The following is a 21,469-nucleotide window of genomic DNA, read 5'->3' on the forward strand; positions in this document are numbered from 1 at the left end:
CTTATGGAGAAACCCACCCAGAAGCTATTTTTGCTCGACGCCATGGCGTTGATTTACCGTGCACATTTTGCCTTTATCAAAGCACCCAGAATTACGTCGAAAGGCATGAATACCAGTGCGGTATTTGGCTTTACCAATACATTACTGGAAGTTTTGCAAAAGGAAAAACCAACGCACATCGGTGTAGCTTTTGATACTTCCGCACCTACTTTCCGGCATATTGAATATCCTGCCTACAAAGCACAGCGCGAAGCTCAGCCGGAGGATATCAGCGTGGCCATTCCTTATGTCAAAAAATTATTGGAAGCGATGTGTATTCCAATTTTAATTCTGGATGGTTTTGAGGCTGATGATATTATTGGCACAATCGCAAAGGAAGCTTCCAAAGCTAATTTTGAAGTTTTCATGATGACTCCCGATAAGGATTTTGGCCAGCTCGTGGAGGAGCATGTACATATATATAAGCCTGCGTTCATGGGCAAAGGCGCTGAAAAACTTGGTATCAATGAAATTTTGGAACGCTGGCAAATCCAGCGTATCGACCAGGTTATTGATATGCTGGGGTTAATGGGTGATGCGGTCGATAACATACCGGGAATTCCGGGTGTGGGAGAAAAAACGGCACAAAAACTCATTGCTGAATATGATACGATAGAAAATCTTCTTGTCCATGCGGATGAAATAAAGGGAAAGCTGGGTGAAAAAGTTCGTGAACATGGTGCGCAGGCACTTTTAAGCAAAAGACTGGCTACCATTGATATTCAGGTTCCGGTACCTTTTGATGCGGAAGATCTGACCATTTGCGGTGCTAATCCTGATAAAGTAAATGCGCTGTTTGATGAACTTGAATTTAAAACATTACGCCAGCGCATTTTAGGAAGTGGGATGCCTGCTGTTAACACGCCAGCGCCACAGACAAAAGTGGTTGATAAAAAAGGACAGTACGATTTATTTGGAAATGCCGTTGCCAGCGAAACGGTAGCTACCCAGCAAAACACCGATATTTCTAATTTCGAATCTTCCGTTTCGGGTAATTTTGAAGGAGAAGAATCTGATATTCCGCTTCTGGCGAAAAAGACGATTGACAATACTTTCCACCGCTACCATACTGTTGATACGCCGGAAGCGCTAAAAAGTCTGGCGCATTATCTGAGTTTGCAAACTGCTTTTTGTTTTGATACTGAAACAACGGCGCTGGAAACTATTGACGCCGAACTTGTAGGCTTATCATTTGCCTATCTTCCGGGAGAGGCTTTTTATGTTCCTGTTCCGGCTGACAAAGTAATAGCACAGGAAATTGTAGAATATTTCAGGGAGGTTTTTGAAAATGAAAAAATTGAAAAAATTGCACAGAATGTAAAATATGATATTCTGGTACTGAAAAATTACAATATTGAAGTAAAAGGAAAGTTGCAGGATACCATGATTGCACACTACCTTCTTGAACCGGATAAACGTCATGGAATGGATATCCTGGCTGAAAGTTACCTGAATTATACACCCGTATCAATCACTTCTTTAATTGGAAAAAAAGGGGTAAAACAAGGAAATATGCGTGATGTTTCTATTGCAGAGGCAACGCAGTATGCTGGTGAAGATGCCGATATTACCTTACAGCTTAACAATATTTTTGTTAAAGAACTTCCAAAATACAACGCTGAAAAGTTATTTCAAGACGTAGAAATGCCTCTTGTACAGGTTTTGGCTACGATGGAAAATACGGGAGTGCGTCTCGACATTGGCGCTTTGGCAGATATGTCACTGGTATTGGAAGGTGATTTAAGAAAAACAGAATCCGAGATTTTTGAAATTGCCGGTCAGTCGTTCAACATTGGTTCTCCAAAACAATTGGGTGAAGTTTTGTTTGATAAAATGAAGCTGATCGAAAAGCCAAAAAAAACCAAAACCGGGCAATATGCTACTGGCGAGGAGATTCTTTCTGAACTAGAAGGACAATTTGAAATTGCCCGGAAAATTCTTGATTACCGCGAACTGCAAAAGCTGAAATCCACCTATGTGGATGCGCTGCCTACGCTGGTAAGTCCACGCACCGGGAGAATTCATACTTCATACAATCAGGCAGTTGCAGCGACGGGAAGGTTAAGTTCAACAAATCCTAACCTTCAAAATATTCCAATTCGTACGCCAAGAGGGCGGGAAATCCGTAAAGCATTTATTCCTGACAATGACGATTTCCAGATTTTATCGGCGGATTATTCGCAAATAGAATTACGTATAATGGCAGCGTTCAGTGAAGACGCCAGTATGATCGAAGCCTTTAATCAAGGCCGGGATATTCACGCGACAACGGCCAGTAAAGTTTTCAAAGTCGATTTGACGGATGTGACTTCTGATATGCGCAGAAAAGCCAAAATGGTCAACTTTGGTATAATTTACGGTATTTCAGCATTTGGACTTGGGCAACGCCTGTCTATACCACGTGGCGAAGCTTCGGAAATAATCAAATCGTACTTTGAAGAATTCCCAGCAGTAAAACAGTACATGGACAAGGTCGTTTTCGACGCACGTGACCAGCATTTTGTAGAAACGATTTTAGGAAGAAGAAGATATCTTCCCGATATCAATTCCCGCAATCAGACAAACCGTGGATTTGCGGAGCGAAATGCAATTAATGCGCCGATACAAGGTTCAGCGGCTGATATGATTAAAGTCGCGATGATTAATATTCATGATTTTATCAAAAACGAAAACCTGAGATCCCGCATGATTTTACAGGTTCATGATGAACTTGTATTTGACGTACATCGTGATGAAGTTGATTTTTTGAAAGAGAAAGTTGACGAACTTATGCGTAATGCTATTCCGTTGCAAGTTAAAATGGAAACCGGTATCGGCATCGGTGCCAACTGGCTCGAAGCACATTAATATAACACTTAAAAGTGATCAATTAAAAAGCCCTATTTGTATCTAAACGATGCAAATAGGGCTTTTTCCGTTTTTACCCTGCACTTATTTTTGTCTCATTATCTTCTTGTCACCTTGTTAAATGTCATCGATTTCTGAGCTGCACAAATTTAAAAAACAAGGAATTGAAAGGATGTTCGAATTAAAAAATAAATCATCTTATAGTTACAAATAAAATTTAGTCATAGAATTTCAGGAAATCGTTATGCTTTTATCAAATATTTAAAATTTGTAAACAAACAATAGTGATTAATCATAACTTATAGTAAGTAAATTAAATTTTTTAATATTATTAACTTTATCTTATAATACTCATTATTAATATGTTGTATTAGAAAAATTTTAAAATAATAATTTGATTATCTAATTATTACCTGTATTTTGGTTTGTTAATAATTCATTAATAATTAAGTAATACTATACAAGTAATTTTGCGCATTCATAATTCAGGCCTTTTCAAGTCCTTTTTATGTCCTAAAATCTTTTGCCCAAAATTTTTCACTTTTAACTACTTAAACTTTATGAAACGATCTTTACGAGTGCGAAACAGGATGCTCTTGCCCTGGAGGCAGGTCCTGATTGCTTTGCTCATGATCCAGTTGTGTTTTGTCCCGGATTTGTTCGCCCAGGTGCGTACCGTTGAAGGAACTGTTAAATCAGTTTCAGACGGCCAGCCAATCCCTGGTGCTTCTATTGTATTGAAAGGCACAACGACGGGAACTAACACTGACGAAAATGGTCATTACAAAATCACTGTTGCAGATGGTGGCAGTACGATAATGTTTTCGGCGATCGGTTTCCTCAAACAGGAAATGGTTGTTGGGAACAAATCGATGATGGATATTGACCTGGCAACAGATACCCGCGAATTGTCGGAAGTGGTTGTAACGGCCCTTGGTATCAAAAAAGAAACCAGAAAACTTGGTTACTCAGTACAGGAAGTAAAAGGTGAAGACCTTACCATGGCACGTGACCAGAACCCTATTACCGGACTTATCGGAAAAGTGGCTGGTTTGTCAGTTGGACCTTCTGCTGAAATGTTAAGAAAGCCAACTGTCATTTTGAGGGGTAACGAAATCAGCCTTTATGTGGTTGATGGTGTGCCTATTAGCTCAGACACATGGAACATAAGCCCGGACGATATTGAAACCTATACCGTTTTGAAAGGCCCAACTGCTGCTGCACTTTATGGTAGCCGCGCCCAATACGGAGCCATTTTGATCACTACAAAAAAAGGCAACAAGAAAAAAGGATGGAATGTTGAATTCAACTCAACGAATGCCATCGACAAAGGTTTTCTTGCTTTTCCAAGAACGCAGGATGAATACGGCGGTGGAGAAAACCAGCTTTATGCGTTCGGTGACGGAAAAGGTGGCGGACTTAATGACAATGACTATGATGTTTGGGGACCAAAATTCCGTGGTCAGTTAATTCCGCAGTATGACGGTAAATACGATCCGAATCAGGAATTTGTCACAACCTTCCCTGGCGGATATCAGTATAAAGGACACATCACTCCTACTCCTTACGTGGCGCGTGGAAAAAATAACCTGCAACGTTTCTTACAAACAGGTTTTCAAAGCACAAATAATATTTCTTTGAGCACAAGCGGTGATAATTACAGTCTGCGTTTTTCAGCTTCGCATTCAACACAAAAAAGTATTATTCCAAACAACGCAGTTAACATTACGAACTTCAACATGTTCGGTTCTTTCAACCCTACAACGCGTTTGAAAATTGATGCAAACTTAAATTTGAACCGTCAGTATTCTCCAAACTTCCCGGATGTTGATTACGGTCCGAATAGTTTGATCTATAACGTAGCGGTTTGGACAGGTGCTGACTGGGATGTTGAATCTCCTGATATTAAAGGAATCTGGCAGGATGGAAAAGTGGGAACGCAGTCTGTATTTGCAGAATATCAGCGTTACCACAATCCATGGTTCCAGGTAAAAGAATGGACCAGAGGTCATTACAAAACGGACATTTTCGGATATGTTTCGGGTAATTTCAAAATTAACGAGCATCTGAACGTCAACGCCCGTACCCAGGTAACGACTTACAACTTACTTCGGACTGAAAAAATGCCTTATTCTGCTCACCCGTATGGACGTGATCAAAACAAAGGTGATTACCGTGAAGACCGCAGAAACTTGTTTGAAAATAACACAGATGCGCAGTTTAACTACAATTACAATATTGGTAAATTTTTCAATCTTACCGGTTTTGTGGGTGGAAATGCACGTTTGTTTACTTACAATTCAAGCTTTACTTCTACGGATTATCTGAGTGTTCCGGGCGTTTACAGTTTCAGTAATTCACTTAATGCAATTCAGGCGAGCAGTTTTGACTCCAAAATGAGAGTTTATAGCGGGTATGCTTCTATGGATGCATCTTTCGGAAAATATGCCACACTTGCCCTTACTGGTCGTGTTGACAAATCTTCTGCTTTGCCAAGTGGAAACAATAGCTATTTTTACCCTAGCGTATCTGTTGCTTCTCCAATTTCTGATTACATTAAACTTCCGGAAATTATTTCTTTCCTGAAAGTTAGAGGATCTTTTGCTGCAATCCATGGAGATGCTACCAGTGCAACCGTTGGTGTTGCTCCTTTTAATTCCATTACAGCACTTGGTGCAAGCCCAACAGGAAATTCCTTGACCGATTATCCATTAGGTTATGGAAGCAACTATGAGTCTCCTTATGGCGGACCGGATTTTTCTCTTTCTTCGGTTTATTCAACAGCAAAGCCATATAACAGTCAGACTGCCGCTTATTACACCAGCAATATTTACGACCCTGGAATTAAGACTTTCAACCGTGTAAACTTTGAAGGTGGTGTTGATGCCAAATTCTTACAAAATCGTTTGGGACTTAGCCTTACTGCTTTCCAATATCTTGACGGTCCTAAAATTTTGCAAAACCCGATTTCTTCTGCGACCGGATACAGCTTCTATTACCTGAATGCTTTGAAGACTAAGAAAACTGGTTATGAAGTTTCCTTGACAGGAACACCTATCAAAACAGCCGATTTCAGCTGGGACGTTTTGGTGAATTACAGTTCTTTCAAAGAAGTTTATAATGAATTACCGGAAGGACAATCTGTTTATAAAACTTATTTCCACAAAGGAGATCGTGTTGACAAATTTTACAGCAGCGCATTCCTGAAAACTACGGATGGAAAAGTAATTTACAATAGCTCAGGATCACCGTTGGCAAACTCAACACAGCAGTTCCTTGGCTATTTAAATGCCAAATTTGCGTGGAGCGTTTATAACAAATTTGCTTATAAAAGTTTCTCTCTTGGTTTCCAGTTTGACGGCCGTGTTGGTGGAAAAACGGCAGATTACATGCACAACAAAACCATGCGTGGCGGAAGAAATATCGAAACCACTTCGGGCGCACTTGGTGTAGCACGTGACCTGGATGATCAACATGCAGGTGATCCAAATTACAAAGGAAGTTATGTGGGTGATGGTGTTGTTGTTGCAAATGGACAAGCTATCAACCTTGATTCTCAGACAGGTGCTATTTTGAATTATAGCGAATTGCAATTCTCTCCTAATACAAGTGTAAAATCTGTGCAGTCATGGGTAAGCTCGTATTACGGTGTAACTGAGGCAAACTTGATGAGCAAAACATACGCCAAGCTGCGTGAGGTAACTTTTGGATACACAATCCCGGCAAAAATCCTGGGTAATTCATTTATCAAAAAAGTAACCGTTTCACTGGTTGGACGTAACCTTATCTATTTCTACAAAGACAAGCGCTTTAAAGACGTTGATCTTGACCAGTACAATACGGGAGGAACGGATACAGCCTTACAGTCCCCAACCACGCGCAGATACGGGTTCAACCTAAACGTATTATTTTAATCAGTACAAAAGCATTAAAAATGAAAAAATTAATATATCTACGATTATTGCCCCTGGTGGCACTGATCCTGCTGGCAGGTTGTGAAGGGAATTTTGATGAACTCAACCTGAATGCAAATAAGCCAACTACGGTTCCGCCTTCTTTACTTCTGACAGGAATCCTGAATGATTTATACGATGCTCCGGCTGGTGATTATGAAAAATGGGATCAATATTTCCTGATCAACTACGATTACTATGGAAATAATCAGTACGTATTTGGATCAGGAAAAGACAAATACTCTACGTTGAAAAACGTGATCAAAATGGAAGAGGAAGCAGCGAGACTTTATACAACTGATGTAAATCCTTACGCTGCATTGGGTAAATTTTTCAGAGCTTACTTCTTCACACAAATGAGCCTTCAAATGGGAGATATTCCTATGACGGAAGCACTTTTGGGTGGTACAAACCTGAATCCAGTTTATGATTCTCAAAAAACTGTTTTTGTTCAAAGTTTGAAATGGCTTGACGAAGCCAATGCGCAGCTTGGAACTTTGGTTGCACAATCGGATACCCGTTTGGCTGGTGATATTTATTTCGGTAATAGTGTAGCAAAATGGCAGAAAACGGTCAATGCTTATCGTTTGAGACTATTGATACATTTAAGCAAAAAAGAAAGTGATACGGATTTGAACATCAAAACGCAATTCGCTGCAATTTTGGCTGACCCGGTAAAATATCCGTTGATGACTAGCACTGATGATAATCTTCAATATACGTACATCAACCCGACGAATAAATATCCTGAAAATCCAGGTTCTTTTGGTTTTAACGCTTTGCGCGAAAATTCCTCTGCAACCTATGTTGGCTTGCTTACAAAATTGATGGATCCCCGTGTTTTTGTCACCACGGAACCTGCTTCTGCGAAAGTTTCTGCCGGAACAAGCCCTACAAGTTTCAGCGCATTCCTTGGCGCGGATCCAGGTGAAGATTTAGGTATTATGTATGTAAAAGCAAACGCTGGTGAATATTCACTTATCAACCGTAAGCATTATTACGAGACTTTCACCGGCGAACCTAGTGTTCAGATCGGATATCCTGAAATGTGTTTCAATATTGCCGAAGCAATCAACAGGGGTTGGGCCGCAAAAGGCGCCTTAGGCACTGCCGAGGATTATTACAAAGCAGGAATTCTTGCTTCCTGGTCGGCTTATGGTATTCCTGCGTCAGGATCTTTTACAGCTTATTTCATTGGCTCGGGAAGTCCTGGAAGTACGGCTGTTTACAATAGCTATCCGGTCAATACACCTTTTGATACGTACTATGCTCAGTCGTCTGTTAAATATGCAGCAGGTGCTACGGGTTTGACAGAAATATTGAACCAACGTTATCTGGCCTTATTCCGTCACTCAGGTTTGGAATCTTATTTCACCTATCGTCGTACTGGCGTTCCTAATTTTACAACGGGACCAGGAACAGGAAACAGTGAGCGTATCGCAAAACGTTTTCAATATATTTCAACTGAAAGAACTGCCAACACCGTTAATTACAAATCAGCACTCACTAGTCAATTTGCTGGTAATGATGATATTAATGGAGTAATGTGGATTTTAAAATAGTTATTTTTGAAATTGAAATTGAGTTGAAAGTTATATATATCGACTTTCAAAGCATAAAAAAGCGGCCCGAAAATATTTCGGGCCGCTTTTTTTTAAAAGGCAGGATTTAGGAATGGTAATATCATAGCAGGTTTTCGGCATATTTATAGCCGCTTCCTGTATTTAGCAGTAAAATCGTTTCGTCAGGGCTGACCCATTTATTTTCGATCGCCTTTTTCATTGCGGGAATAAGTGCGCCTCCTTCCGGTGCCACAAATAATCCTTCTCTTCTCGACAAAGTTTTAACACCATCAAGCAGCTCTTGCTCACTTACGGCAATAGCAAATCCGTTGGATTCTTTCAGGATTTCCAAAATTTGTCTTTCTGCAAAAGGAGACGGAACGGCCAGTCCATTTGCCATCGAAGGTTTTGCCTGGTAAGCTGATGCATTTTTATGCTTTCCCTCATACGACCAGACAATAGGCTGACAGTTTTCGGTTTGAACAGCTATCAGTCGTGGAAATTTCCCGGTTATCCAGCCAGCTTGCTTCATTTCTTCAAATGCTTTCCAAAGACCGATCAGTCCTGTTCCTCCACCCGTCGGGTAAAAAATTACATCCGGTAATTCCCAGTTCATTTGTTCTGCAATTTCAAAACCCATCGTTTTCTTTCCTTCCAAACGGTAAGGTTCTTTCATTGTAGAAACATCAAAATAGCCGTTTTCGGCTTTCATTTCTGCAACCAGCTTTCCGCAGTCGTTGATCAAACCATCAACCAGAATAAGCTCCGCACCAAAATAGCGGCATTCCTGTTTAAAAATTTCGGGCGTTAAACGAGGCATTACAACGGTCACTTCAATATTTGCTTTTGCTCCATAAGCAGCCAAGGCACCACCTGCATTTCCGGCTGTTGGAACGATACATTGTTTTATCCCCAATTCCTTCATTTTCGAAACAGCAACCGCCTGGCCACGCGCTTTAAAGGATCCGGTAGGATTAAGTGATTCGTCCTTTAACAATAATTTATTGATACCGAATTCTTTGGCAAGGTTTTCCAGATGCAAAAGTGGTGTCATGCCTTCGCCAAGCGTTACAATATTAGCAGGATCAAGTACAGGCAAAAATTCAAAATATCGCCAAAGTGACGATTCCCTGTCTAAAAGAACCTCTTTATCAACATATTGAGAAAAATCGTATTTGGCAAACAGGGGCGCTTTCCAGCCTTCGGCATCATTGGAGCAGAAAGTCTGTATCTGGCGGTGATCAAATTCCTTTTTGCTGACAGCACATTCCAGGTGCGAAACATGCGAAGTAAGTGTCATCGTATTTTCCATGCTTTTGACATTATTTTTTGTCAAAAGTAGATGTTCAAGTATAGCAAAACCAATGCTATTTCAATATACACTATAACGTCTTGTTATAACCCAGTAAAGCAAATCGTACAAAAGCCTGTCCAAACGGATCACTTTCAGAACCATGCCGCTGGATAAAATAAAATTCCCGCTCAACATGCAGGCCTTCAATTAAAACCTGTTTTAAAGTACCTGATGCCAGCTCTTTTTGAACAGATCGCAACGGTAAAAAACCAAGACAATCATCCACGAGCAAAAAGTTCTTTAACGCCTCAGTCCCACCCAGAGATATATTGTTTTTAAGATCCGAGATTTTCATTCCAACTTCTGCCAAAGACGCTTTTACGGAGTCCAGCGTTCCGGAACCACGCTCCCGCAACGCAACGGGATAGTTTTTCAATTCTTCCAAAGTAATCGATTCCCGGAACCAGAGTTCACTTTTGGGAGAACAAACAGCAATTACTTCATCGGAAAGGAAGTACCGGTAACTTACAGATGTGGTTTTTGTTTGACCTTCAATAATTCCCAGATCAATTTCATTGTTCCCCAAAGCCTTCAAAACATTTTCAGAATTCCGGTTTAAAAGTGTGATCCTTACATTGGGATATTTTTGACGAAAGGCTGATAAAATTTCCGGAATGATATACAACGCGACGGTCGTACTGGCTCCTAAGCGCAATTCGCCTTTTGCATTATATTCGTCGTGATGTGTACTAAGGGCATAAGACAAACGGATCTGGACTTCCTTCGCCTGGCGTAAATGATCAAGAAGTAGATTTCCCGGCAACGTCAATTTCACAGCATTTCCAACGCGCTCGAATAAACTGGTTTTATATAATTCCTCCAACGATTTGATATGACGGCTGATCGCAGGCTGACTTAGATTCAGTACCTGACTGGCTTTTGTAAAGCTCAGATGATTTGCTACCTCAAAAAAAACTTCGTGCCGGAAGGAGATCATTATTTTTCAAAATCAGTTTTTCAAAGGTATTGTTTTAAGCTGATCCATAGAAGCTAATTTCAAAACGATTCCAACGTATTTCTCATTTCCGTGTCTCTTAAAGAAATGTATCCAAATCAATTAAGCCATGAAAAAACTATTTATTTCCTTGACAATCTGCGCAGTTCTGTCAAATTCGTGCAAATCAGAAAAAGAGATTTTTCCAGAAGGCGAATGGCACCGAAATTGTATTTCATTTAGAGAAAATCTGGACGGCTATCAGCTTGGAGGTTTACCTTGTCAATTCATGGATGTACCTAATTTAAGAATCCAGAAAGACAAGCCTTTTGAAACAATGGCAATTTACCACTCATTTGATGGTTCCGGATTTAGTAATGATACGATTGCCTTGAATGGAAATCTTTCAAAAGATGGACAAACACTAAGACTAAACTATATGTTAGGCTCCAATTCTGTGGACTTAACTCTCGTGGCAGGACATAGTACAGAATTATGTACGTCAATAGGCTGCAATTAATTGTTTAATCCATGATCAAGTAACAAAAGCGTTCCCAACCCGCCCGAATAAACTGGTTTTATAAAGTTCCTCCAACGATTTGATATGACGGCTGGTCGCAGGCTGACTAAGATTTAACACCTGACTGGCTTTTGCAAAGCTCAGATGATTTGCAACCTCAAAAAAAACTTCGTGCCGGAAGGAGATCATTTATTTAAAAATCAGTTTTTAAAAGGTATTGTTTTAAGCTGATCAACGAGGTAAAAATATAAAAGGATTCCGACAGCTTTCTGTTTCAATAGAGGTACAAACATGAAAGTATGACGAGGTAGCAAAAAGTAAATACATCTGATAACATAACTTTTGCCCGGTGTTTCTCTGCGTGCTATGGCAGAAATTAAACACTAAGCGCACAAAGTTTTAGACAAAGATGTACAAAATTTGCATTTTAATTTTTCCGGGAATAATGGAAATACCATTTTTATATTTCTTACACTTTGTAACCTTCGTGTAAAACTTAGTGCGCTTAGTGGTAAATTACAATTCAGGTATTTCTAAAAACCTTAAATCTCAAAACCTAATGACTTAAACTAAAAAGGTAAAACCGGCCCTAAATAGTAAGACCTTTTTGATATTGTCAGGTTGAAAATATCAAACTACAAATTTTGTTTTAAAATTATTCAGTTTAAAAAAATTTATAATAAATCATATTATAATAGTAGAAAAAAACGCGAACTTCGCTTTTTAAATGTGAACATTACACTTAATATTTAAAATGCGTTCAACCATTCAAAAACTCTGTCTTTTCCTCGTTGCTTTTCCCCTCGCGGTTACAGCACAAACAGGAAAGGGAAACTATTCTCCCATTGCTTTAAAAGATCTGTCATCCTTCGAGAATGCTGGCTCAAACTGGTCTGTTAAGGGGAATGTTTCCATGCATCCAATAAAATCCGAAGCTGCCAAAACCCAAAATGGCGAAGGTACCCTGATTGGCTCAGCTGGTGCAGCCATAACCACAAAAGTGAAAGCAAAAGATTTACGTTTTTATACGGAATTCATGCTTTCACCGGGAGCCGAAGGAAGTATAATTCTTCCTGGCGGACAACGTGTTCGTATTGCAGATAACAAACAACTGGAAACAAGTGCGCTTACCAGTGGTTATATCGGGCAGTTCCCAATTCAAAACGCTTCAAAAGCACCAGGTTTATGGCAAACCATAGAACTTGCTTACGATGCTTCTGTGGCGACTATCAAAAATTCGGGCCGTCTAAATTCTCTGAAATTAAATGGTGTAATTGTCCTGGAAAGTGTGTATTTGCCACTGTCAAAATCAGTTAGTGATGCCCAAGCGCTGGGTTTGGAAGTTACAAAAGGCACTATTGCTTTTCGTAACGTTGGTTATCAGCTTTTGAATGACCGTAAGCCATTGACTCTGCACAATCTAAGTTATAAACTGTATTCCGACAAATGGGATGCTACTTCTTATTCAAAACTAGAAAAAGAAGATAAAACAAACAGTCTGACACAGGAGGTAACCAACGGAATGCGTGAATTCCACCTGATTTATGAAGGTGAAATGCTTGCTGAAGAAGATGGCGATTATGTTTTCACTTCAATTTATTCCGGGAATGTTTTTACACTTGATATTGATGGAAAACCGATCGTTACTGCCGGAGAAAGCACATCTCAGGAATCTCATTCTGGTTCTGTAAATCTTACAAAAGGTACGCACAAATTTAAAATTCATTATTCGCGTTTCCCATGGCGCCAGCCTGCATTGGGTTTGAGAGTTCAGAAAGCCGGAATTCGTACATACGACTTACACGCACTTTCTTCACTGCCTGAACCTGAGCCAAAACCTTACATTGGTGTTACACCAGAGTTACGCCCTGAAATGGTACGTTCATTTGTTCTTTTGGATGGTGAAAAGTACAAACGGACACATTGTATTTCTGTGGGAAGTCCTGCGGGATGGAGCTACACAATGGATCTTAACCGGGGTGCTTTATTACAGGCATGGAAAGGACAATTTGCTAACGTAACCGAAATGTGGTATGAGCGCGGTGAACCACAACTACTTGAACCGGCAGGTTTGAAAGTTCCTGTTTCAGGAAAAAGTAATCTTGCCGTTCTTGAAAATGAAAAAGCTGCCTGGCCAGATTCCGCAAATGTCAATTATCTTGGTTATACATTGGATGCACAAGGCTATCCTGCAATACGCTACGCTATTGCTTCTGCTACCGTGAGCGATCACATCACAGCAACAAATGATGCACTGACTGTAACCTATGAAGTAAAAGGTACGCCAGCCGGTTCGCTGTTTTCTCTGCTTGCAAGCGGAAAAGAAATTCAGATGATTGAAAAAGGCCTGTATCAGATTGATAACCGTTATTACATACAAATTGATAAAAAGGCAAAAGTGGTTTTGAGAACTTCCGGCGATGGCCAGGAATTGCTGCTGCCGGTGTCCAATGCAAGCAGTTACTCCATGTTCTGGTAGTTTCTCTTTTTATCTTTTTGTCTAAAATTTTTATATCGTAGTAAATGAAAAATATAGTTATAACCACCCTGCTTTCTCTTGGCTGTCTCGCTGCACAGGCGCAGAGCAAAGCAAAAACCGAAGATGATTATTACCGGATCATCACGATGCCGATTCCACAAAATATTCAGATGGAAGTAGGCGGACTGGCGGTTTTACCTGATGGAAGACTGGCCGCATCAACACGTCGCGGGGAGGTATGGATGATTTCCAATCCTTATATGAAAGGTGACGGACAACCAACTTTCCACCGTTTTGCTTCCGGATTGCATGAGCCGCTAGGTCTGTTTTATCGTGGAAAAGACATTTTATTATCACAGCGCGGAGAAGTTACCAGATTGGTTGATACGGATAATGATGGCGTAGCAGATGTTTATGATTCGTTTGCGCGCTGGCCATTATCCGGCAATTATCACCAGTATTCATACGGACCTATTCCAATGCCGAATGGAGAAATGCTGGTGACCCTTAACCTTGACTGGATCGGGCGTGGTGCGAGTCAGTCAAAATGGAGGGGATGGATGCTGAAACTTGGTCAGGACGGTTCCTTAACACCTTATGCAACAGGGCTTCGTTCCCCTGCCGGATTTGGATCTTACAAAGGAGATATTTTCTATACGGAAAATCAAGGCGACTGGGTTGGTTCAGGCCGTATGACGCATTTGGAAAAAGGTGATTTTGCAGGAAATGTTGCCGGATTGAGATGGAGCAGTGAACCGGGTTCACCCGTAAAATTGAAAGCCGAAGATGTACCTGACACAGGAGAGCCACTTTATGATGTTGCCAAACGTGTTCCGGGAATCAAACCACCAGCGGTATGGTTTCCGCATACTTTGATGGGAATTTCAACTTCTGACTTTAAAGAAGATACAACAGGCGGAGCTTTCGGACCTTTCCAGGGACAAGTATTTGTTGGCGATCAGGGCCATAGCAAAGTGATGCGCGTAGATATGGAAAAAGTAAATGGCGTTTATCAAGGCGCTTGTTTCCCATTCCGTGAAGGTTTTGAATCAGGTATAATCCGTATGGTCTGGGGATTGGACGGTTCTATGTTTGTAGGCCAAACAAGTCGTGGATGGTCGGCAACGGGGAAAGCCGATTTTGGTATTCAGCGTCTGGTTTGGACAGGTCAAACACCTTTTGAAATGAAAAATATACGTTCAATGCCCGATGGTTTTGAAGTAACTTTCACTTCTCCGGTTGACAAAGCAACGGCTTCAAAATCTGATTCTTATAAACTGAGCAGTTTCACTTACAAATACCACCACATTTACGGTAGCCCGATTATCAACACAAACGAACTGGTTATCAAAGGAATCTCAGTATCAGAAGATGGACTTCGTGCGCGTATTGTTCTTGATCCGGCTACTTTAAGAAAAGGATATATTCATGAATTAAAAGCAGAAGGTGTTCAGTCAACCGAAGGACTTTCGCTTTTGCATAACATTGGTTATTATACTTTGAATGAAATTGCAGGCGGTGCGGCTTTAACAAGTTCACAGTATACGGCCAGCACAAAACCTGCGATGGCGCATGATATGAGTGCAATGACGGCTTCTGATTCCAAAGGTTCTGAAACAAATTCTGCCAAACGTGTTACCCAAATGCCAGCATCATGGACAAATGGTCCTGATCAGGTAATAAATATCGGAACTGTTCCAGGTCTTAAATTTGACATTTCCGAAATTCAGGTGAAGGCAGGAAGCAAGATCAGACTCAACCTGAACAACAACGACGATATGCTTCATAATCTGGTTATTGTAAAACCGGGTACCGCCAATACTGTTGGTGAACTGGGGCTTAATCTTGGTTTGAAAGGAACTGAAATGAATTACGTTCCAAAAACAAATGATGTTCTTTTCCATACGAATATCGTAGAACCCGAAAAAACAGAATCTATTTATTTCGTTGCACCGAAGCAAATTGGTATTTATCAATATCTGTGCTCGTTCCCAGGTCATTACATGTTGATGCAGGGAAAACTAAAAGTTATTAAGTAAAACCTCCCATATCTCCCTGCCTTTTCAAAATGGCAGGGAGATAATTATTGATTATCTCCCCATATCAAATTATTTTAAAATAATAAATTAAAAACGGAGAAATAAAAACACGATTTTTAAAATATAACTATTTATTGATTTATTTAAACATTACCTACCAGATTTTCATTTGAATAACGATATAAAAATATCTGGAACCTCAGATCCAAACGCAAACCTTTGGCTTAAATTCAAGTCAGGCGATGCGGCGGCTTTTGGCGAACTGGCACAGGTACACTACCGTGCGTTATACAACTATGCTACAAAATTCTCTTCCGACTCGGAATTTATCAGAGACTGCATTCAGGAATTGTACCTGGAACTCTGGGAACGCCGGTCGTTTTTATCAGAAACCGCTTTTGTAAAATCTTATCTTCTTAAAGCACTTCGGCATAAACTTATCAAAGAAAGTATCCGCTTAAAAAGATTCAAGGAACCCAAAGAATTATCATTTGACGCGGATGAGGCTGACCTGTCCATTGAATCGCTAATCATTGAAAACGAACATCTGAAACATCAGATTAAACGGTTAAATCAAATCGTATCCCACCTTACCAAAAGGCAGCAGGAAATCATATATCTGCGCTTTTATCAAAACTTGGAAAATGAAGATATCGCTCAGATCATGAGCCTTGGCCGTCAAAGCGTGGCCAATCTTTTACACCGCACCATCAAGGAAATCAAGGATATCTGGATGCCCGCAGAATTTTTCTGGGGACTTATTTTTATCGCATTCTGCTGATTTTCAACCGCTCCAAAAGTTTATAGCATTATTTCAAAAAATATTTTGATTTTTTTGGTTATCCATGATCAAAAACCTGACATACATACTAAAAGCATCACAATAATGGTGAAATACAAATTTTAACTTGCACTATTCACACAACTCCTAAACCTGACAATAATTTCTATTGCAAAAATTCTATGATCAATTACCGTAATTATTCTGTTGAAGAATTCGCTACCGATGAAAAATTTCGGCAATGGGTGCTTGATCCATCTGGTGAATTGATCCTTTTCTGGGAAGAATGGTTGTTTCAAAATCCGGATCGATACAATACAGTTAATCAGGCGAAAGCGTTGGTTTTGGGTTTTCATGAAAGATATAAAGACAATTTAAGCGAGGACAATATTCGGTCTGAAGTCAACGCGCTCCTTGAATTGGCTGAAATAAGTAAAAATAAAAAACGCATTTCTTTTTTTGGCAATCCATTCTGGAGGATAGCGGCTATGATTACAATCGTTGCAGGATTTGGGTATTTGTTTTACAAAAATCAGTTATCAAAAAAAACAGAAATAAGCTCTTCTGTTTTGATGCTTGAAAAAAGAAATAGCAGCGATAAGGAAATGACGATCCTGCTCAGTGACGGAAGTGTAGCAACGTTGAAAAAAGGCAGTAGTTTAAAATTTCCGGAGAACTTTTCGGGCGATACAAGAAAAGTTTTCCTGACTGGTGAAGCATTTTTTGACGTCACAAAAAATCCTGCAAAACCCTTCCTGGTTTTTGCCAATGAAACGGTAACCAAAGTTTTGGGGACAAGTTTTCGGATCAAAGCACCGGAGGGCGCAAATACTGTTATGGTTTTTGTAAAAACCGGAAAAGTGTCCGTTTATCCCAGAAAAGAGTACGACACTTTATCTGATGAAAATGACCGGGAAGTATCCGGTGTAATTCTGCAACCCAACCAACAAGTTGTTTTTAACAGAAAAGAAAACCGATTGGAAAAAGGAATCGTTGCGAATCCTGATTTGCTGTCTGAATCTGCTGTAATCCAGGAACTGGTTTTCGATGATCAGCCGGTCACCGACGTATTACGTACACTGGAAAAAATGTATGGTATCACCATTGTCTTTGATGAACAAACGCTATCACAATGCCCGATAAGCACCATTTTCAAAGAAGAAAATCTTAAACAAAGAATGAACGCTATTTGTCAGGCAATCGGAGCGACTTATGAAGTTGTGGACGGCCAGATCATACTAAATAGTAAAGGTTGCAATCATTAAAACAAATCGATTTAAAACATTAACCCGGTATAAAATAAACCAAAAAATAGTAAAAGTGCCTATGAAATAAATCAACTCATCAATAATATTTAAAGAGCCAGCGATGATTGCGCCATCACTGACTCTACGCGTTCCCAACGCTTGCAGGCATCATCCGATAAAAGATGCAGGGAAACTTTTTGTCCAAATTTTTTCACGAATCCAGAACAAAACAATCAAAACTATGAAAAAAACCCGACAATCGATTCGGCTAATATGCAGTGTTATGAAAATATCATTTTACCAATTAATGTTGGCCTATATCTTCTCGACTATCGCCTCTGCGACGGTGGTCGATGCTCAGGAAATACTTAATCAGAAAGTAACCATTGAAGTAAATAACCAGGATATGAAAAGTGTCCTGACAAAACTGAACAAACTAACGCAAATACGTTTTACTTACAGTTCCGCAGTAATAAATACGAAAAGAAAAGTAACATTAAAAGCGGTTGAAAAACCGTTGTCTGATGTTTTGGATGATCTTTTACGTCCAATGAATCTTGGATACAAGCTGGATGGCAAACAGGTAATTCTGGTAAAAGGAGCCAATCCGCCCAGCAGTTTCAATACTGAATCGTCTTCAACAGCTCCTTTATCGATTGACCGAAACATTAGTGGAAAGGTAATCGACGAAAAAGGAGAACCATTGCCGGGCGTAAGTGTGATTGTAAAATCAACCAAAACTGGTACCGCAACAAATACAGAAGGAACATATCAGTTGAGTGTACCGGATGATAACTCGGTTTTGATATTTTCATATGTTGGCTATACGCCGCAGGAAGTTACCGTAGGAAACCGTTCGAATGTAGATGTTTCTATGGCACCGGATGTAAGAAATCTTGAAATGGTTGTGGTAACTGCTTTGGGTATCAAACGTGACGCAAAAAAGCTAGGTTACTCCACAGCTACCGTGAATACTGAGGAATTGCAAACAAACCGCACGACCAACCTTGGTAACAGTTTACAGGGAAAAGTGGCCGGTCTGAATGTTTCTCCCCCAGCCAGCGGACCGGGTGGATCTACTAAAATCCGTATCCGCGGTCAATCTTCATTTGGAGGTAATAACTCTCCTTTGATAATTGTAAACGGTGTTCCGATCAATAACACCAGCGTATCTGCCGGTGGATCTGCCGGAAATGGTACTGGTAACCCAACGGGCGGATCTTCTGATGCAGGTGACGGTTTGCAAAGTATCAATCAGGATGATATCGAATCGATGACGGTTTTGAAAGGTGCGGCCGCGGCAGCGCTTTACGGATTTCGGGCGAAAGATGGTGCCATCATTATCACAACCAAAACTGGAACAAAAAGTACAGGTATTGGTATAGAAGTCAATTCTAATTTTCAGGCTCAGGAGGCTTTGGATTACACCAACTTTCAGTATGATTACGGACAGGGAGAATTTGGAAAAAGGCCTACTACGACTGCTGAGGCACAAAGTTCTGGTGTTTTCTCTTTTGGAGAAAAAATGGACGGCAAACCTACGCCTCAATTTGACGGTTCCATGCAGCCTTATGTAGCAAATAAAAACCGCATTAAGGATTTCTATCGTACCGGAACAAGTTTTACCAATTCTGTGGCGCTTTCAGGAGGAAATGAAAAAGGAAATTTTCGTTTATCTTTCGCCAATACAGATGCAAATGCAATTGTACCAAATTCTGACTACCATAAAAAAATCTTCAACCTTGGTTTGAATTATAAATTCACGCCTAAACTCTCTGTTCAGCTCAACGCCAATTATTCCAACGAATACAACCATAATCCTCCGCAAATCGGGCTTCAGGATATGAATGCCAATACCACCATTTATACAATGGCTACCAGTATTGCCGTTCCCTGGCTTGAAAAACGAAAAGATGCGAATGGAAACGAAGCTCCACTTTCACGTTTTACAAACAGAAATAATCCATATTGGGTTGCTTACGACCGCTTTGAAAATGTTAGACGCGACCGGATTTTTGGAAATACTTCTGTGCGTTATGAGTTTACAAAATGGTTGTATGCCCAGGCTCGTATTGGTCAGGATTATTATACGAGACCATACAATTATAATCGTCCGACGGGAACACGTTCTATTGGCGCAGTAACAACAGGATTTAACGGATATTACTATCAGGATGTTTCCACATTCCGTGAACGAAATATGGATTTCCTGATCGGTGGAAATCATACTTTTGGTGACTTTGGAATTGATATAACATTGGGAGGAAATCAGCTTCTTCAGGTTAGCGACAATATGTCAACCGCGGTTACCAATTTTTACATTCGTGATTTGTATACGATCGGAAATGGTCAGATTAAAAGTCCAAATTACGGATACAGCAAAAAGAAAGTCAACTCAATTTACGGAGCTGCCGAATTCTCGTACAAAAACTTTCTTTATGTTAACGTGACAGGAAGAAATGACTGGTTCTCAACACTGAATCCTGAATCTAACAGTTATTTGTATCCATCTGTGAGCGCAAGTTTTGTTTTCAGCCAGGCATTTAAGCAGCTTCCTTCCTGGTTGAATTATGGTAAACTTCGTGCGGCTTATGCGGAAGTTGGTGGTGATACTGATCCTTATTCCAATAACTTGTACTATGCTTTGAATGCAAACCCGTTCAACGGCGTTGCTTTAGGAAATATTTCAAGTAACGTAAGCCCGAATGCTAATCTTCGTCCGCTGAAAGTAAAAGAATTCGAAATGGGTCTTGAATTCAAAACTTTTGACAGCAGATTGAATCTTGACATGTCGGTTTACAAAAAAAATACGGTTGACGAAATCCTGAATGTTGACGTTTCAAACGCTTCCGGATTCTCAGGCACTAAAGTGAACATTGGTAAACTTCAAAATAAAGGAATTGAATTTTTACTTACTATCGTGCCGGTTAAAACAGAAAACCTGATCTGGGAAACCAGTTTTAACGCAAGTTATAACATCAGTAAAGTAATCGAACTGGCCCAAGGCCAGCCACGTTTCGATGTAGGAACAGGTGAATTTTTTGGAATTGTATCTCACGAAGTTGGCAAACCGCTGGCATCTCTAAGAGGATTTGATTACAAACGTGATGCACAGGGAAGAATTCTGACGGCTGGTGGTTTGCCTCAGCAAGGCAACCTGACAACCTTTGGAAGTGCTATTCCAAAATGGGTTGGTGCATGGCTTAACACTTTCAATGTGAAAGGTTTCCGCATTACTACACAGGTTGATTTCAAGGCTGGATATAAAATTATGTCCAACTCTAACCTTAACTTTTTACGTGAAGGACTTTCAAAACCTTCTCTGGTTGGCCGCGATGGCGGTGTCTTGTTTGATGGTGTGAACGCAGACGGAACGCCTAATACTACGAAAGTGGAAGCTGAACAATTCTACACCGCTTACCGCAGTACAAACATTGCAACGCCTTTTATGTACAACGGTAGTTTTGTAAGATGGAGAACGCTTTCTGTTGGATATGATCTTTCCCGTTATGTCAAAAAATCGTTCATTAAAGGGCTGACACTTTCAGCCATGGTAAACAACGTCTGGCTGATCAAGAAATATATCGACAACCTTGATCCTGAGGCGCAGGTTTCTTCTTCAGATAATCTTCAGGGAATTGAAACCCATACACTTCCTACAACAAGAAGCTACGGATTGAACCTGAATATCAAGCTATAACTTTTATTAAAGAA

At 40.2% G+C, this 21,469-nt stretch carries 12 protein-coding genes; 9 read left to right on the forward strand and 3 right to left on the reverse strand.

Annotation, left to right across the window (positions count from 1 at the left end):
- Nucleotides 1–3: 3 nt before the first annotated feature.
- The 3 genes from polA to FZF08_RS04735 all read left to right on the forward strand — a co-directional run bounded on the left by polA (nucleotide 4) and on the right by FZF08_RS04735 (nucleotide 8,401).
- On the forward strand, nucleotides 4–2,886 hold the full coding sequence (gene polA / locus FZF08_RS04725; protein ID WP_159467491.1) for a DNA polymerase I: 2,883 nt from the start codon (nucleotides 4–6) through the stop codon (nucleotides 2,884–2,886).
- A gap of 560 nt (nucleotides 2,887–3,446) precedes the next feature.
- The gene (locus tag FZF08_RS04730; protein WP_229216415.1) at nucleotides 3,447–6,800 is read left to right on the forward strand and encodes a SusC/RagA family TonB-linked outer membrane protein; all 3,354 of its coding nucleotides are present in this window, start codon (nucleotides 3,447–3,449) and stop codon (nucleotides 6,798–6,800) included.
- A gap of 20 nt (nucleotides 6,801–6,820) precedes the next feature.
- On the forward strand, nucleotides 6,821–8,401 hold the full coding sequence (locus FZF08_RS04735) for a SusD/RagB family nutrient-binding outer membrane lipoprotein (protein WP_159467492.1): 1,581 nt from the start codon (nucleotides 6,821–6,823) through the stop codon (nucleotides 8,399–8,401).
- A 121-nt stretch (nucleotides 8,402–8,522) separates the two neighbouring features.
- On the opposite strand, the gene FZF08_RS04740 is transcribed toward FZF08_RS04735, so the two are convergent.
- Nucleotides 8,523–9,713: a threonine synthase gene (locus tag FZF08_RS04740; protein ID WP_159467493.1), complete on the reverse strand. Its 1,191-nt coding sequence runs from the start codon at nucleotides 9,711–9,713 to the stop codon at nucleotides 8,523–8,525.
- Nucleotides 9,714–9,783: 70 nt separating this feature from the next.
- Entirely contained in the window at nucleotides 9,784–10,692 is a 909-nt protein-coding gene (locus FZF08_RS04745) for a LysR substrate-binding domain-containing protein (protein ID WP_159467494.1), read from the reverse strand.
- A 127-nt stretch (nucleotides 10,693–10,819) separates the two neighbouring features.
- Between FZF08_RS04745 and FZF08_RS04750 the strand changes: the two genes are divergently transcribed.
- Nucleotides 10,820–11,209 carry a hypothetical protein gene (locus FZF08_RS04750; protein WP_159467495.1) on the forward strand — a complete coding sequence of 130 codons (390 nt, stop codon included), beginning with the start codon at nucleotides 10,820–10,822 and terminating at the stop codon, nucleotides 11,207–11,209.
- 15 nt (nucleotides 11,210–11,224) lie between these two features.
- Here FZF08_RS04750 and FZF08_RS04755 read toward each other — a convergent pair whose 3' ends face one another.
- Complete coding sequence (locus FZF08_RS04755; protein ID WP_159467496.1) at nucleotides 11,225–11,398, reverse strand: LysR family transcriptional regulator; 174 nt, start codon at nucleotides 11,396–11,398, stop codon at nucleotides 11,225–11,227.
- Between the two features lie 565 nt (nucleotides 11,399–11,963).
- Between FZF08_RS04755 and FZF08_RS04760 the strand changes: the two genes are divergently transcribed.
- From FZF08_RS04760 to FZF08_RS04780, 5 genes are all read left to right on the forward strand, one after another.
- Complete coding sequence (locus FZF08_RS04760; RefSeq protein ID WP_159467497.1) at nucleotides 11,964–13,688, forward strand: family 16 glycoside hydrolase; 1,725 nt, start codon at nucleotides 11,964–11,966, stop codon at nucleotides 13,686–13,688.
- Between the two features lie 44 nt (nucleotides 13,689–13,732).
- Nucleotides 13,733–15,727: a plastocyanin/azurin family copper-binding protein gene (locus tag FZF08_RS04765; protein ID WP_159467498.1), complete on the forward strand. Its 1,995-nt coding sequence runs from the start codon at nucleotides 13,733–13,735 to the stop codon at nucleotides 15,725–15,727.
- 169 nt (nucleotides 15,728–15,896) lie between these two features.
- On the forward strand, nucleotides 15,897–16,508 hold the full coding sequence (locus FZF08_RS04770; protein ID WP_159467499.1) for an RNA polymerase sigma factor: 612 nt from the start codon (nucleotides 15,897–15,899) through the stop codon (nucleotides 16,506–16,508).
- A gap of 182 nt (nucleotides 16,509–16,690) precedes the next feature.
- Nucleotides 16,691–17,773, forward strand: coding sequence for a FecR family protein (locus FZF08_RS04775; protein WP_159467500.1), 1,083 nt, complete (start codon nucleotides 16,691–16,693; stop codon nucleotides 17,771–17,773).
- Between the two features lie 265 nt (nucleotides 17,774–18,038).
- Nucleotides 18,039–21,455, forward strand: coding sequence for a SusC/RagA family TonB-linked outer membrane protein (locus FZF08_RS04780; RefSeq protein WP_159467501.1), 3,417 nt, complete (start codon nucleotides 18,039–18,041; stop codon nucleotides 21,453–21,455).
- The last annotated feature ends 14 nt before the right edge of the window (nucleotides 21,456–21,469 follow it).

Origin of the sequence: Dyadobacter sp. 3J3 (assembly GCF_009801115.1) — a bacterium.
In the GTDB taxonomy this organism is placed as follows: domain Bacteria; phylum Bacteroidota; class Bacteroidia; order Cytophagales; family Spirosomataceae; genus Dyadobacter.